Genomic DNA, 16,127 nt, shown 5'->3' on the forward strand with positions numbered 1-16,127 from the left:
GATATTTATAATCGGTCTAGGCCACACTTAGCGCTAAAATATCAAACGCCCGATGAAGTACATCATCAGGCGTTAAGTAAAAATAGTGTCAACGTATATCAGGACTAGACACAGACTTATGATTTGGATAATGGATCCTGGCTGAAATACTGCTTATCTTCCCAACGAAGCAGGGTCAATTTACCTCCCCAACAACACCCCGTATCTAAGGCGTAGATGCCAGCAGGTGTGCCTTGACCTTCCAGGGCTGCCCAGTGACCAAAGGCAATTGAATAGTCTTCAGGAATGCTGCGTGGTAATTCGAACCAAGGTTTTAGTGGGGCAGGCGCATTTTCCGGTTTGGATTTGCAGTTCATATCCAATTGACCCTGTGGAAAACAATAACGCATTCGGGTCAACGCATTGGTACTGTAACGTAATCGAGCAAGACCACTTAACTCTGGTGTCCAATTGTTCGGCATATCCCCATACATTTCATTGAGAAACAAGGGATAACTGTCACTGCGAAGAATGGCTTCCACTTCACGGGCACATATTCTGGCTGTTGCCAGATCCCATTGTGGGGTGAGTCCGGCATGTGCCATGACGAGTTTCAGTTCTTCATCGATTTGCAGCATTGGCTGTTTTCTCAACCAATTTATTAATTCATCAACATCCGGTGCCGCGAGTAATTCATCCAGCAAATCTTTCGGCTTATTGCGGCTGATCTTAGCGTAAACCGCCAACAGATGCAGATCGTGATTACCCAGTACCAGTTTAACTGCGGAGCCGAGTTGCTTAATGTAGCGAAGTACTGCTAATGAGTCGGGGCCACGAGCGACCAGATCGCCAGTTAACCATAAAGTGTCTTCACTGGAATTAAAATCGACTTGCTCTAACAAGGCGCGAAATTCACGATAACAGCCGTGAATATCGCCAATAAGGTATGTAGCCATAATTAATTTATCAGTGTTGGAATAGCCAGCCGGAACACAGGAATGGCGACACGGAATGGACGACCATCGTGATCGATCATGTTATAGTGACCTTCCATTGTCCCCAGAGGTGTTTCCAAAATAGCGCCACTGCTGTAGCGATATTCTGTTCCCGGTGGGATCAAAGGTTGTTTTCCCACAACCCCTTCACCCTGAACTTCGGTTAGGTGACCATCACTGTTAGTAATGCGCCAGTAACGGCTAATAAGTTGCACAGGGGAATGCCCAAGATTACGAATTAATACAGTATAAGCAAACACAAAACGTTGTTGTTCCGGCTGTGATTGACTTTCTACGTAAGTACTTTGTACTTGAATATGAATTCTTGGTTCATTGAGCATAGGTACCTCCTGTTGCTGCAACGGCTGTTTATTTGTTTAGGCAGTTTTAGGTTGAGAGGATAACCAGTTCGCCATCTTACAGTATTGCTCGACAGAGATGTTTTCAGCCCGCGTGTTTGGATCAACACCCAATTCAGTTAACTGTTCAACAGAAAAAATGTTCCCAAGGCTATTGCGGATCGTTTTTCTCCGTTGGTTAAATGCCTGAGTTGTGATCCGGGCTAACATGCGAATGTCTTGAACAGGATAAGGCATACTCTTGTGTGGGATCAAACGCACAATAGCAGAATCCACTTTTGGCGCTGGTGTAAATGCCGTTGGCGGTACTTCAAGAACAGGTATTACCTGACAGTAGTATTGTGCCATCACACTTAAGCGTCCATAAGCTTTACTGTCAGGCCCGGCGACAAGACGATTCACAACTTCTTTCTGCAACATAAAGTTCATATCAGCGATAGCATCAGTATAGCTGAAAAGATGGAACATTAACGGCGTAGAGATGTTATAAGGCAAGTTACCAAATACACGCAGGGGTTGCCCATGTTCTTTGGCAATCTGACTAAAATCAACGGTCATCGCATCTTGTTGAATGATTGTTAGCTTATCTTTCAGTTTGGGGTGGACATGCAGACGAGCGGCTAAATCACGGTCAAGCTCGACGACAGTCATCTTATCCATGCGTTCACCCACTGGCTCTGTCAGTGCCCCCAGACCTGGGCCGATTTCCACGATGGCTTGGCCAGCCTGTGGGTTCATCGCATTGACAATGCTATCAATGATAAATTGATCGGTTAAAAAGTTTTGCCCGAAACGTTTACGGGCATGGTGCCCTTGATGGACTTTGTTATTCATTACTGTTTTGTATCATTTTAATTGCTAGATTCAATGCGGTGATAAAACTACCCACATCAGCTTGACCTGTCCCTGCCAGCTCCAGTGCTGTGCCATGATCGACAGAAGTTCGGATAAATGGCAGTCCCAAGGTAATATTTATGGCCCTGCCAAAACCCTGGTATTTTAACACGGGTAACCCTTGATCGTGATACATCGAAAGCACGGCATCAGCATGATCTAAATATTTGGGTTGGAACAGGGTATCCGCAGGTAATGGACCTTCTAACCATATCCCTTCTGCTCGCAGACTGTCTAAGGCAGGAATGATGATATCTATTTCTTCATGCCCCATATGCCCTCCTTCACCGGCATGAGGATTCAGACCGCAAACATAGATATGGGGACGAGGGATACCGAATTTGGTTTTTAGATCATGATTAAGGATAGTAATCACTTCCCGGAGGGAATCAAACGTAATCGCTTTGGGGACATCCAGAATCGGCAGGTGCGTGGTTGCCAGCGCGACCCGTAGCTCTTCTGTTGCCAACATCATGACCACCCTTGAGCATTGGCTGTGGTCAGCAAAAAACTCAGTATGTCCGGTAAAAGGTACGCCTGCATCATTAATGACACCTTTATGTACAGGCCCTGTTACTAATGCTGAGAACTCCCCATTTAGGCAGCCATCGCAAGCTCTTGCTAAGGTTTCCGTGACGTAAGTACCGTTTTTCCGGTTTAATTCCCCAGCAATCGTCGGGGAGTGGAGGCTAATGGGCAGGATGGTCAGGGTTCCGGCTGCTTGTGATGAAGAAATGTGTTCTGGAGAATAAGTTTGCAGTTGCAGGGGTAAATTCAGTTGCTTAGCTCGGGAAAGCATTAGCTCTGGATCAGCACAGACAACCAGTTGGCTAGGCCACTCTTTTTGAGCCAAAGCGATGACTAAATCAGGGCCAACCCCGGCAGGTTCACCGGGGGTAATGACGATGGGTTTATTATTGTGCATTGCTACCATCTAAAATTTTCACATAAGCAGAGGCACGTAATTCCTGTATCCAGTTTTGTGCCTCTTCATTGAATTTACGGTTGAACAGCAGGCGGTAGGCGCGATCTTTCTGTGCGGCGTCTGTTCTGTCAACTTTGCGGCTATCCAGCAGTTGGATTAAGTGCCAGCCGAAAGAGGAATGGACAGGCTGGCTGATCTCACCCTTTTGCAGCTTCATCAACGCATCACGGAAAGCAGGATCGTAAGCACTTGGCAAATTCCAACCCAGTTCTCCACCGCGCATGGCAGAACCTGGATCTTCAGAATGCGCTTTTGCTGCTTCTTCGAATGAGGTTTTACCACTTAAGATCTCTTCTCTGAGTTTCATCAACTCGTTGCGTGCCTGCTCGTCATTCATAATAGGTGATGTTTTCAGCAGAATATGGCGAGCATTTACTTCGGTGACGGCAATTGGCATCTGACCACCACGGATATCATTCACTTTCAGAATGTGGAAACCAACACCGGAACGGATTGGGCCAATAATCTGTCCCTTATGAGCAGATTGGAGCTGTGCAGCGAATAAAGATGACAATTCTTGCAGTTTGCTCCAACCCATATTTCCCCCTTTCAGGGCTTGGGTATCGCCGGAATAGGAGAGGGCTAATTTGCCGAAATCTACGCCATTCTGGAGTTCAGATAAGATTTTTTTGATCGTGGTTTCCGCTTTTTCTACCTGCTCCTGGCTTGGGTTTTCTGGCAGAGGGATCAAGATCTGGCTGGTGTTTACCTCAAAGTCCTGACTGTTTTGGTTGCTGATTTGGTTAGCCAGTGAATCAACTTCCTGTGGCAGGATAGTGATACGGCGGCGCACTTCATTGTTACGTACTTCTGCAATCATCATTTCCTTGCGGATCCGATTACGGTAAGTATCAAAGCTCATACCCTCTGCGATCAGATTTTGTTTTAACTGAGCAAGGCTCAAGTGGTTTTGAGCCGCAATATTCGTGATCGCAGAATCTAAGGCTTGATCAGGGATAGTTAGCTGCATCCGGTTTGCCATTTGCAGAACAATATCATCCATAATCAGGCGCTCAATGATTTGGTGACGCAATGTTTTCTCATCCGGTAATTGCTGGCCTGCATGTTTTGCATTGAGTTTAACGGATTGTAAAAGGCTGTTAACGTCACTTTCCAGTACGACATCATTGTTCACGACGGCAGCGACCTTATTCAGCGCTTGCGGAGCAGCCATTGCGACAGAGTTTACTGAAAACATCAATCCGAAAATGAGCGATTTCCAGTTCTTCATACATTTCCCATCATATCAATCCCGCCTTGGCGGGGTTATTTTGTTTACATTGTGTTTATCGGTATCAGAATGCATGTTGGTATGGAAGAATACCTTGCTGCAACATTTTCTGACTACCTAAACTATGATTGTTACTTAAGCCACGAAGTTCAACATTGAATGACCATTTGTTGTCATATTGACTGCTGTCGAAGCGCCAGTCGGTGATCTTGCGTTCATAACCTACACTGACTGCCCAGCAGCAGGTGTTGTATTGCAAACCGACCATCTGGTTTGCTGGCTGTTTCTCTTTGGTATCGTAGTAATAAGCCCCGACGAACGCCCAACGATCTGACAACGGCCAGCTTGCCACCATACCAATCTGAGAAATTCCCTGCTGGTAAGCGGGCGCACCTCCCTTGAGTGTGGCTTGAATATAATCGCGGTCAACAAAACGGTAGCTTAACTGCAACATGCGGTCAGCATCACGACGGTATTCCATGACGGCATTACCCATAGTGAAGCTGTTCAGACGATTATCATATTGTAGCCCGCCTTTGATGCCCCAGGAATCATTGATTCTCCAGTGTACATCTCCAGCCCAGGTTGTCGCTCCCGTTCCTTTTTTATTCCCGATGATATCCTTGCTACCTGAAACAGACTGAGTATCTTCGGTACGTGGACGTTCAAAGTAGTAGATTTGACCTACGGACATGCTAAAACGTTCAACTAAATCTTCATCATAAATACGGGTAGTCACGCCAGTGGTAAATTGATTGGCAGACGAGATGCGATCTAAGCCACTGTAGAAGCGATCGCGGAACAGCCCGGTATAGTCCGATTGCAGTAAAGAAGAATCAAAGTTATTGATATTGTTTTGATTCTTATAAGGCACATAGAGATATTGAACACGTGGCTCCAGCGTCTGGGTATAATGCTGGTTAAAATACATGGCGCGTTCAAACACCATCTTCGCATCTGATTTAAATACTGGCAGGACACGGTTGACTGATCTTTCCAATGACGCCGTATTAGACTGATTTTGGGTCGCTTCTGAAATATCTTGCTCATAGTGTGTCGCCATCAATTTAAGTTCATTATTGATGCTCGCCCAGCCATTAGAGAGTGGTAAGTTAATGGCTGGTTCCAGATGCCAGCGTGTTGCATCCGGCCACTGATTGCCGACACTGGTAAATTTCGCTACTTGGGCATAAGTATGAAAATCAAATGGTCCCAGATTATTCTTATAGTAATTAAAGTCTAACTGAGGGGCAGCCCGATAAGCTTTTTTGCTCTCACTGGGGGTAAAGATTTGGAACTGTTTGGTTGTCAGTGTGGTATTCCAGCTTTGCTGGGCATAGCCAATACTGAATTTCTGGGTGGCATAGCCGTCGGTACTGGAACCGTATTGTGAGTTGAAATCACTGAAATAGTTCGGATCACTGACTTTGGTATAATCAGCACTGAAACGCCAAACCTGATTCATGACACCACTGTGATTCCAGTAGAACAACCAGCGGCTGTTGCTATCCCGCTCAGGTCTGGCCTTGAGTCTTTTATCCTCTTCATACAGACGATCACGCCCAATCCAATCCAGCGCAACTGTACCTGTCCCCGCTTTGGTTAAGTAACGAAATTCATTATCCAACTTCAAACCCCGCATCGTGATGAGATGTGGGGTAATCGTGGCATCATAGTTGGGTGCAATGTTCCAATAGTATGGCAGCAGGAATTGGAAGCCATCTTTATTGGAAAAACTGGCATTAGGAATTAAGAAACCAGAACGGCGTTTATCCCCGATGGGCAATTGCAAATAGGGCGTATAAAACACCGGCACATTAGCAACACGAAAACGGGCATTCCAGATTTCGGCGACTTCTTCTTCACGGTCAAGGATAACCTCAGAACCCACGACACTCCAGCTGTCATTACCGGGCAGACAGGAAGTGAATATCCCATTATTCATGATGGTATAGCGGTTCTCATCACGCAGCATCATCTTATCGGCGCTACCACGTCCTTGACGGCCAACCATCTGGTACTTGCCTTGTTCAACGTCGGTATCTTTATTGTTCAGATTCGCCCAGGCGCGGGGTCCCTTCAAAATGATCTGAGGGTCATCATAGCTGACATTACCCACAGCGGTAACAGTGCGCACAGGTTCCTTACCCTGCTCTTGTGTCTGTTCGAGCCGAACCTTATCGGCTATCAGTGTTTTATTTCCCTGTTGGATATTCACATTGCCAATGAACTCAGCCGCATTGGGATATTCACCGTGAGAATCATCGGACTGAATATAAACTGGCAGTTTATTAGGATCGCCTGTGATAATCGGCTTATCGTAGACAGGTACGCCCAGCATACATTGTGCTGCAAGGTCAGCATGGGCTTGCTGACTATAAAGTGCTGCCCATACCATTGTGGCCAGCAGGGTAGGATAACATTTATTCATAGATGTTTATGCGGTTCCGTCATCAGTGGCATCGTGCCGGCAAACGCTCAGAGACTAACGTAGTTGAGAGATATGCGCCAGAGCAAAGTTTAACTTTGCTAATCTTGTTGTTAGGCACAGAGCTTAATGGATAGTATGATAATGCAAAATTGCGCTCAGAGCATTGGGGAATTGAAGACTATATGCAGTATTGGGGAAAATTATTCGGATTGATATTTGGGATTGCATCTGGTGCGGGTTTTTGGGGGATTGTGATTGGCTTAGTGCTTGGTCATATCTTTGACAAAATCAGGATGCAGAAATTGGGGAGAACGACGAAAGGCCCAACCCGCCAGGCGCTGTTTTTCCGCAGTACTTTTCAAGTATTGGGGCATTTAACCAAAGCAAAAGGTCGGGTAACAGAAACGGATATCCAGCTCGCCACCCAATTGATGAACAGAATGCAACTGCATGGTGAGGCACGGCTTTCCGCGCAGCAGGCGTTTCGTGAGGGCAAACAGTCTCAATTTCTTTTGCGTGAAACAATGCGACAATTACGCCGTGCTTGCTTCGGTCGTTCTGACCTGATCCGAATGTTTCTGGAAATTCAGTTACAAGCAGCATTTGCTGATGGCGAACTGCATCCCAATGAAAGAAAAGTTCTGTTTGTCATTGCCGAAGAGTTAGGTATTTCCCGTATTCAATTTGAACGATTCCTTGCCATGATGGAAGGTGGACGCCATTTCAATGGACAGCACCAGCAGTATGGGCGTCATCAAGGCCATGAACAGCAGCGTGCGACATTGGAAGATGCTTGTAAGGTATTGGGCGTCAATAAGCAGGATGATGCGACCACCATTAAGCGGGCTTATCGAAAACTGATGAGTGAGCACCATCCCGATAAACTGGTGGCAAAAGGTTTACCACCAGAAATGATGGAACTGGCGAAACAGAAAACGCAATCCATCCAGTCGGCTTACGATTTGATTAAAAAGGAGCGAGGTTTTAAATAGCGCTCGTTAAAATTCGGCCTTACACTCAAAATGCATGGGTGTGCCATAAGCCGGATGAGTAATAAACAGTTCTTGAGCATGTAATTGTAGGCGAGGCGCCATTTCCCTTGCCTGCGTATGAGCATAGAACTTATCTCCCAGAATGGGATGACCCAGTGCCAGCATATGCACACGAAGCTGATGAGAGCGTCCTGTGATTGGTGCGAGCCTGACGCGCGTTGCCTGGCCCTCATATTCCAGTACCTGATACTCAGTTTGTGCGGATTTGCCCGTTTCAAAACAGACTTTTTGTTTTGGGCGATTCGGCCAGTCGCAGATTAGGGGCAGATCTACCAAGCCTTTTTCCGGCTCCAGCTTTCCCCATACCCGCGCGATATAGATTTTTTTCGGCTCACGCTCACGGAACTGGCGTTTCAACTCACGCTCGGCGGCCTTCGTCAGCGCCACGACCATAATACCGCTGGTGGCCATATCCAATCGATGGACTGATTCGGCGGCCGGAAATTCAGCTTGTATCCGTGTCATGATACTGTCCTTGTGCTCTTCCGCTTTACCCGGCACAGAAAGTAATCCACTGGGTTTGTTGACAACCATAATGTGCTCGTCCTGATACAGCACATATAACCAAGGATCTGTCGGGGGATTATAAGACTCCAGCATAGTGGCTCCAATGGGTCGGAAAAAATTGGCTTCCCAGGGGCATCTTGCGAAAAATACCCCTGAGTTTACCGAATGACAGGTTATTGATGTCTGCTTATTGGTGAGAAATAACCACCAAACGAATCGCATCCAGACGCCAGTTGGCCTGATCAAGATTGAGCAACAGATGCTTATGCTCGGAGCTAATCGCTTCCAGTTCATCATCACGGATATTCGGGTTAACCGCTTTCAGCGCTTCCAGACGTGACAATTCAGCCGACAGCGCTTCATCAGCGTCTTTCTTCGCTTTCTCAATCAACGCACGCGCTTGCTCTTCAACCAGAGGCTCAGATTGTTGCAAGATAGCATGAACTTCTTTCTGTACCGCATTAACCAGCTTGCTGGCGTTATGGCGGTTAATCGCGTTTAGCTGACGGTTGAAACTTTCAAATTCAACCTGGGGTGCCAGGTTGGTGCCTTTCAGATCCAACAAAAGGCGCACTGGCGTTGGTGGCAAGAAACGGGTCAATTGCAGGTGCTTCGGTGCCTGGGCTTCAACAACGTAAATCAATTCAACCAACAGCGTACCGACTGGCAACGCTTTGTTTTTCAGGATGGAAACGGCACAGCTTCCCGTATCTCCCGACAGGACTAAATCCAGGCCATTGCGAATGATTGGGTGTTCCCAACTCAGGAACTGAGTATCTTCGCGGGAGAGGGCTTTTTCACGGTCAAACGTAATCGAGCAACCATCTTTGGGTAACCCAGGGAAATCAGGCACCAGCATATGATCGGATGGATGCAGAGCAATAATATTGTCGCAGCGATCTTCCTGATTGATACCAATGATATCAAACAGATTCAGGGCAAAATTCACCAAATCCGTGTCGTTATCTTGCGCAGCAATCTTTTCTGCCAGCTTCTGGCCTTGCTCGCCACCATTGGAGTTCATCTCCAGCAGGCGATCACGTCCTTGTTCCAATTGCTGTTTAAGCTTCTCATGATGCCCGCGACATTCGGTAATAAACTCACTGAATCCAGCTTGTTCATTGGGTTTGGCAAGGAAATTGAGCAGGTTTTCATAATACTTGTCATAGATGGCGCGGCCTGTTGGACAAGTATGCTCAAAGGCATCCAGCCCTTCGTGATACCAGCGCAGGAGAATGGATTGCGCCGTATTTTCCAGATAAGGCACACTGATTTTGATATTACGGTTTTGACCGATACGATCCAGACGACCGATACGCTGTTCCAGCAAATCAGGATTGAATGGCAAATCAAACATGACAAGCTGATTAGCAAACTGGAAGTTACGCCCTTCTGAGCCAATTTCAGAACAGAGCAGCACTTGCGCGCCGTCTTCCTCAGAAGCGAAGTAAGCGGCGGCACGGTCACGCTCCAGCAAAGACAAACCTTCGTGGAACACAGCACTGCGGATGCCTTCGCGTTCACGCAAAACTTGTTCCAGTTGCAGTGCAGTTTCTGCTTTGGCACAGATCACCAGCACTTTCTCATCGCGGTTTGCCATCAAGAAACCCATCAGCCATTCTACGCGGGGATCGAAATTCCACCATGTGGCATTTTCCCCTTCGAATTCCTGATAGATCCGCTCAGGATAGAGCATATCTTTGGCGCGAGACTCCACCGTCTTTTTGACCCCCATGATTTCAGAAACCTTAATTGCCGTCTGATATTGGGCTGGCAATGGTAACTTGATCTCGTGTAATTCACGATGCGGGAAACCTTTCACACCACCACGGGTATTACGGAAAAGCAGGCGGCTGGTGCCGTGACGATCCATCAACATAGTGATCAGTTCGCGGCGCGCATCTTCGCTCTCCCCATCCTGATTGCTGTTTGCGGCTTTCAGCAAAGGCTCGATATCCTGTTCACTGATCAGTTCGACAATGGCATTTTGCTGGTCATTGTTCAGGGTGTCACCGGATAACAGCAATGTCACCGCATCCGCGACAGGGCGGTATTTCTGTTGTTCATCAAGAAAAGCCTGATAATCGTGGAAACGATTTGGGTCCAGCAGGCGCAGGCGGGCAAAGTGGCTTTCTTGCCCCAACTGCTCTGGTGTTGCCGTTAACAATAGGACGGATGGGATTTGTTCTGCCAATTGTTCGATAACTTGATATTCGCGGCTTGGCGATTTTTCACTCCATGCCAGATGGTGAGCTTCATCCACCACCATCAAATCCCAGCTTGCTTCCAGCAAAAGTTCAAAACGTTGCTTATTGCGGCGAACAAAATCTAAGGAACAGATAATCAATTGTTCGGTTTCGAACGGATTGTCGCTGTCATGCAGCGCTTCACTATATCGGCCATCATCAAACAGCGAAAAACGCAAGTTGAAACGGCGCAGCATTTCTACCAGCCATTGGTGTTGCAGGCTATCAGGCACAATAACTAACACACGTTCAGCCCGTCCGGCCATCAATTGCTGATGGATAATCATCCCGGCTTCAATGGTTTTACCCAAGCCGACTTCATCCGCCAGCAATACACGTGGTGCGTGGCGTTTGCCCACTTCATTGGCGATGTGTAATTGGTGAGGGATCAAACTGGCACGGATACCACGCAGCCCACTTTCTGCCAGACGGAACTGCTCACTTTGGTGCTTACGGGCGCGAAAACGCAAAGCAAAGCGATCCATGCGGTCAATTTGACCGGCAAACAGGCGATCTTGTGGCTTGTTAAACGTCAGCTTGCTATCCAGAAAAACTTCCCGCAAGCAGATATTTTCTTCTTCCGTATCCAGACGTGTACCAACATAGATCAACAGGCCATTATCGTGTTGGACATCATTAATCTTGAGTTTCCAGCCTTCGTGACTGGTTACGGTATCGTCCACATTAAACATAACGCGGGTGATGGGGGAATCATTGCGTGCGTAAAGGCGGTTTTCTCCGCTGGCAGGGAAAAGTAACGTTACCATGCGCGCATCAAGCGCCACGACTGTTCCTAATCCAAGTTCGCTTTCTGTATCGCTTATCCAGCGTTGACCAAGAGTAAATGGCATAAATTTTGGCTCAGTTTTCTGTTAGACAATATTATTTATGGTTGCAGGATGGCTGCTTTTGTTGGATATCGATCGTTATTGGTTATCGATAGGGATAGTTTTCAATTGCACTTTACAACGCCTGTTTTTTGATAAAGGGATCGCAAAAGTACAATGGCCCATTAGAGGGGCGATATGTTAATTGAAGCCGGGCAAGCCGTCACCTGCAAAAATATCCATTATTCGAAAGAGATGCTCATTTGCCCTGTCAGCAGAGGCATAAAGTCATCTTGAACAAATGGCAAGATAGCGTCGGCAATTGGCTTCAATTGCTTATTGTGTCAATACAACGGGGCCACTAAGTCACGGATAAATTCGAAATCAATGGCGGCATCGATTGTGCGAACCAGAGATTTTGCGGCGCGAGGTCATCGAGTGAGCGTGTTTCAGAGGGAAAACGTCTGGAGAGGGGGTATTCTTACTATGGCGGCAAGCTCCGTTGGGTGAACGAGATCTGATTAAATCAAAGTACCGGAAAAAAATCAGCACCTTGTCAGTAATCTGAGCATATATACGCATTAAACTTCAAGTTGCCATTGACAACACGCATCTTGAAGTTAGATTGGTATATGTTTAGCGACACAAGTTTATATCTTTAACATACTTATTTGGAGCAACAAACGACGTTCTATAACATTTAACATACCCGACATTTTTTAACTTAGAATCAACATAAATAGACACAGGAAAACTCAACACAAAAGAAATTAAAAAAACCAATACAAACAAATTTACAAAAAAACCACTAAATGGAGATGGCGTATTTATCAAACAATTTTTGATTGCTAAAATAAACATATAATAAACTATGGGCAAACCAAAACATGCAACAAATACCCGCCAAGAAAAGTATATTGTTTCCTTCATGTTAATTAATGACAACATATCATTCCAGGAAAAATATAAAAACAATGTCGTAATAAACAAGAAAAAAACTGACATTACAATGCAAAAAACTTTATTCCATAAAGTTACATGTATTTTGTTTTCTTTTTTTTCATTAAACAAAACATAAAGCTCTAGATCCGTTCCTAACTGTTTTTCCATTTCATCTAGTTGATTCTCCATCTTCTTTTGATTTAAATCATCCAGTTGCTTTTGAAAATTAGCATGATCTTTTAGTCTAAAATCATCAGGAACAAATGTTCTTAAATGAGGATCGTATTTCATATAATAACTCCTTTTATATTTTGATATTAATATTGTTTCAATTTTAACTTATTTCCTGCATAAATTTATTATTGCTATTAATACAATATATACACATCTTGAAGTTAGATTAGTATATTCATATTAATTTCTATAATATAACATTTTTATATAAAAATGCTATATTAATCAAAGGGTAGTGAACTATTAGAATCAATTTCACTAACTTATAAAGAGTAATTGCGACTTCAAAATATTTTATTTATCCCTATCCAAAAATAATAGAAATCACTGGTGGAAAGATGCGTGAATGCCGCTACAGATCCACCGCTAACTGCTGTAACTCTTTTAAATCAAACTGAACCAGATTCAAGCCAATAATGACATCAGGAGCATAATATGTCAGCCATGCATTGAGTTTCCCCAGCATCATTGGACGACTGGCAACATACTCTAATTTGAAATTGAGAGATTGTTAGTTACCCTTAATCTGTCGGGTGGGCGGATATCGGTTTCGTAGTGGGGAATATTCTGTTCCTTGAAAATGTGCTCTAAGTGTTGCAATTGGCGGTAATGCCGGCAATACAGCACAGCAACAGGTTGGCGATTGAAATCTTTCAATGGCAATGCTGTTAATTCACAATTTCGCTCTTGTGTGAGTAAAGGTTTTACAATACCCGTTGGTGTATCTTTCCAGTGACGGGTCAGGATAAAGCCTTGTTCAACGTGATTTATCTGCATAATTTTTCTCTTATGAGAAACCAACCCTATTTAGCTTTACAGGGGCATTTCAATCATAGCATCAGTTATGGTTATTTATACAGTATTTGTGTTGGCTTATTTTCTATAGTTAGGCGGAACTACAAAAACTGTTTCCTAGCCTCTATAATTTTAAATACAGAAATAAATGGTGGGTAATAGACATAGGTGGGAACAACTTACGCATGATCGCCTATATTATCCATCACCTAGGAGCGGTGTATGTTGATTACCTTAACTGACGTAAATAAAAACAATTATGACGCTGTCTGCGAACTATCAGTTGCTGATGACCAACTTGACTATATTGCAGAAAATGCGTACTCCATTGCCCAATCCAAATTTTTTCCTTCATACCAAACACGGGCTATTTGTCTGGATGGAGAGCCTGTTGGTTTTTTCATGTGGGTGCCCGATGATGATCAAAGAATAACAATTTGGCGGTTTATGGTGGATAAAAACCATCAAAACAAGGGGATTGGGCGTAAAGCACTATCGCTGGCCATTGATGAAATTAGAGGCACAGATCCGTTGAAAGCAATAGCAATCGGTTATAATCCGAATAATCTTGTTGCGAAAAATCTTTATGCTAGTTTGGGTTTCGTTGAAGTAGGTATGGATGAGGAAGTTGAAGAGATGCTGGCTGTTATCGGGGGTTGAGCTCAGTATCATCTTAGGCATAAAACGGTCAGTCAATGCCGCGCAAAAGCGCGGCTATGTTCACTTTGACGGCTGCCCTTATTCGTCTAATCCAAATATAATAAATAAATTTTTACCAGAGAAATATTAACTATTTAAAATCATCAGAAAGATAAATTGTTTTTTATATGTCAGTCACTTTTGTTGTTATTATTAATTGGGTAATATTCTATCGATTTTTTACTGAGAAAATGAAACATTAATTGAATCTGGTAAATATTGATGAATAATCCCAATAAATTGACTCAAACAGATATCAAAGCCTTACTATTATTTATTGCTTTTACTCTGCTGTATTTGTTGCCAGGTGTTTATGGACATACACCCTGGAAACAAGATGAAAATTACAGTTTTGGCATTATTCATACCATGTATGAAACAGGGAATTGGTTGGTAACCATGAATGCCGGACAACCTTTTATGGAAAAGCCTCCATTGTATTATTGGACAGCTACTTCATTTGTTCATTTGTTATCCCATTGGCTTCCAATGCACGATGCAGCCAGAACCGCCTCTTTATTCTTTTCGGTGATCAATTTTTCCTTTTTTGTTCTGTTGGCGCGTCGCGTATTTGATGTCAAAAACTTTACCGACAGTCGAATATGGATAGCTTTTGCTTTGTATGCAAGTGCGCCTGGATTAGTTCGCCACAGCCACGATATGTTTACTGATACTTCATTAGTAACAGGAACAACTATCGGATTATATGGCTTACTGGGATTAATCAAAAATGAAAAAACAAATTACTCCTGTTTATGGTTGATTATCGGTACGGCTGTAACACTCTTATCAAAGGGGGTATTTATTCCGGGATTATTATGGATTTGCCTTGTTTTAGCTCCCGTGTTCCTTAAACATTGCCGAACCCAACAATATTGGCTAAGGGCTTTGTTGTCAGGCATCATTGCACTGGTTTTAATCTTGCCGTGGCCGATTATGTTGCTTATTGAACATCCTGATTTATTTAAAATCTGGATTTGGGATAACAATATCGGTCGCTTTTTAGGTTTTTCTGTTGAAGATCTTGGGGCAAGGGGGAATTTGACCATGATCCCTGAGGCAGTGCTGTTGTTTGCCTTGCCATCAGGAATATTGGCTTTTCTCTTTATATTAACCAACCCAATTAAGATTTGGTCGGATAAACATTATTTCTTGTGTGCTGCTTTTGTTGTATTAGGGGTTGTGCTATTGCAAATATCAGCTTCTGGTCGAGCATTATATTTGCTGCCTTTTATTGCACCCATGGCGATCCTGGCTACAGGGATTTTTATTAAAATGCCGCAAATAATCTATAAATATTTAACTCTATTTTCCTCCTTATTTTGGTCTGTCCTGATTATATTTTTATGGTCTTGTTATTTTTTATCCCTTTCCACTGATTACAAACATTGGTTAATGCCATTTAGCCGGTGGTTGCCAATGAGTTATCAAATGCATTTTTCGGGATTTATTGTTGTTGCCGCTGCCTTGATCACTGCGATATGGATAGCTAAAAATTGGCTCCTTGCTAAATCACCAGACTTGCACGCTGCCCAGAATTGGGTTTTAGGGATTGCTACGGTTTGGGGATTAGTATTTACATTATTTGTTGGCTGGATTGATTACACTAAAGGATATAAAGAGGCGTTTCTTGACCTAAAACAGCAGTTGGCGGGAGTGTATAAAGATCATGATTGTATGGCGTCGTATTATATTGGGGAGTCAGAAGCGCCAATGCTTTATTACTTTGCCCATGTCTTGCATCAACAACAGCGTAAATTTGAAACGCCTGAAAAATGTGATTGGTTGATTGTATTATCCGAAGAAATAGAACCCGCTCCCGAAGGGATGGCGTTATTTTGGCATGGACATAGGCCAACTCGTGATCGTGAGAATTTGGTTGTTTATAAGAAAGTGGGGATGGGTGACATAAAAAATAATGAGTAATCTGTGTTAGGTTAGCCTTATATTT

13 protein-coding genes and 2 pseudogenes are annotated in these 16,127 nt (G+C 44.1%); 4 read left to right on the top strand and 11 right to left on the bottom strand.

The features are described 5' to 3' along the window. Positions 1-116 precede the first annotated feature (116 nt). The 6 genes from apaH to lptD all read right to left on the bottom strand — a co-directional run bounded on the left by apaH (position 117) and on the right by lptD (position 6,874). Complete coding sequence (apaH, locus tag IQ209_RS13500; RefSeq protein ID WP_193851792.1) at positions 117-935, bottom strand: bis(5'-nucleosyl)-tetraphosphatase (symmetrical) ApaH; 819 nt, start codon at positions 933-935, stop codon at positions 117-119. Positions 936-937: 2 nt separating this feature from the next. Next, positions 938-1,315: a Co2+/Mg2+ efflux protein ApaG gene (apaG, locus tag IQ209_RS13505; RefSeq protein WP_193851793.1), complete on the bottom strand. Its 378-nt coding sequence runs from the start codon at positions 1,313-1,315 to the stop codon at positions 938-940. A 36-nt stretch (positions 1,316-1,351) separates the two neighbouring features. Continuing rightward, on the bottom strand, positions 1,352-2,167 hold the full coding sequence (gene rsmA, locus IQ209_RS13510) for a 16S rRNA (adenine(1518)-N(6)/adenine(1519)-N(6))-dimethyltransferase RsmA (protein WP_193851794.1): 816 nt from the start codon (positions 2,165-2,167) through the stop codon (positions 1,352-1,354). Then, positions 2,160-3,152, bottom strand: coding sequence for a 4-hydroxythreonine-4-phosphate dehydrogenase PdxA (pdxA, locus tag IQ209_RS13515; RefSeq protein WP_193851795.1), 993 nt, complete (start codon positions 3,150-3,152; stop codon positions 2,160-2,162). The genes rsmA and pdxA overlap by 8 nt, the downstream gene beginning before the upstream one ends. Beyond that, the gene (gene surA / locus IQ209_RS13520) at positions 3,142-4,443 is read right to left on the bottom strand and encodes a peptidylprolyl isomerase SurA (RefSeq protein WP_193851796.1); all 1,302 of its coding nucleotides are present in this window, start codon (positions 4,441-4,443) and stop codon (positions 3,142-3,144) included. Before surA ends, pdxA begins: the two co-directional genes overlap by 11 nt. 64 nt (positions 4,444-4,507) lie before the next feature. After that, the gene (gene lptD, locus IQ209_RS13525) at positions 4,508-6,874 is read right to left on the bottom strand and encodes an LPS assembly protein LptD (protein WP_193851797.1); all 2,367 of its coding nucleotides are present in this window, start codon (positions 6,872-6,874) and stop codon (positions 4,508-4,510) included. 182 nt (positions 6,875-7,056) lie between these two features. On the opposite strand from lptD, the gene djlA reads away from it, so the two are divergent. After that, the gene (gene djlA / locus IQ209_RS13530; RefSeq protein ID WP_193851798.1) at positions 7,057-7,866 is read left to right on the top strand and encodes a co-chaperone DjlA; all 810 of its coding nucleotides are present in this window, start codon (positions 7,057-7,059) and stop codon (positions 7,864-7,866) included. A gap of 6 nt (positions 7,867-7,872) precedes the next feature. Here the strand turns inward: djlA and rluA are convergent, their stop codons facing one another. The 5 genes and pseudogenes from rluA to IQ209_RS13555 form a co-directional block, all read right to left on the bottom strand. Beyond that, a complete protein-coding gene (rluA, locus tag IQ209_RS13535; protein WP_193851799.1) occupies positions 7,873-8,526 on the bottom strand; it encodes a bifunctional tRNA pseudouridine(32) synthase/23S rRNA pseudouridine(746) synthase RluA in 654 nt (217 codons plus the stop codon). Between the two features lie 94 nt (positions 8,527-8,620). Then, on the bottom strand, positions 8,621-11,530 hold the full coding sequence (rapA, locus tag IQ209_RS13540) for an RNA polymerase-associated protein RapA (protein WP_193851800.1): 2,910 nt from the start codon (positions 11,528-11,530) through the stop codon (positions 8,621-8,623). Positions 11,531-11,853: 323 nt separating this feature from the next. Beyond that, a pseudogene (locus IQ209_RS13545) lies at positions 11,854-11,994 on the bottom strand (IS5/IS1182 family transposase); the annotation flags it as partial. Between the two features lie 148 nt (positions 11,995-12,142). Then, positions 12,143-12,739: a DUF1240 domain-containing protein gene (locus IQ209_RS13550; RefSeq protein ID WP_193851801.1), complete on the bottom strand. Its 597-nt coding sequence runs from the start codon at positions 12,737-12,739 to the stop codon at positions 12,143-12,145. 432 nt (positions 12,740-13,171) lie between these two features. Further along, on the bottom strand, positions 13,172-13,459 hold the full coding sequence (locus IQ209_RS13555; protein ID WP_193851802.1) for a hypothetical protein: 288 nt from the start codon (positions 13,457-13,459) through the stop codon (positions 13,172-13,174). A 116-nt stretch (positions 13,460-13,575) separates the two neighbouring features. On the opposite strand from IQ209_RS13555, the pseudogene IQ209_RS13560 reads away from it, so the two are divergent. The 3 genes and pseudogenes from IQ209_RS13560 to IQ209_RS13570 form a co-directional block, all read left to right on the top strand. After that, a pseudogene (locus IQ209_RS13560) lies at positions 13,576-13,719 on the top strand (type II toxin-antitoxin system HigB family toxin); the annotation flags it as partial. After that, entirely contained in the window at positions 13,700-14,137 is a 438-nt protein-coding gene (locus tag IQ209_RS13565; RefSeq protein ID WP_193851803.1) for a GNAT family N-acetyltransferase, read from the top strand. The pseudogene IQ209_RS13560 and the gene IQ209_RS13565, both read left to right, overlap by 20 nt. A 261-nt stretch (positions 14,138-14,398) precedes the next feature. Further along, a complete protein-coding gene (locus tag IQ209_RS13570) occupies positions 14,399-16,102 on the top strand; it encodes a glycosyltransferase family 39 protein (RefSeq protein ID WP_193851804.1) in 1,704 nt (567 codons plus the stop codon). Positions 16,103-16,127: the final 25 nt, after the last annotated feature.

The organism is Xenorhabdus sp. BG5 (genome assembly GCF_015163665.1).
In the GTDB taxonomy this organism is placed as follows: domain Bacteria; phylum Pseudomonadota; class Gammaproteobacteria; order Enterobacterales; family Enterobacteriaceae; genus Xenorhabdus.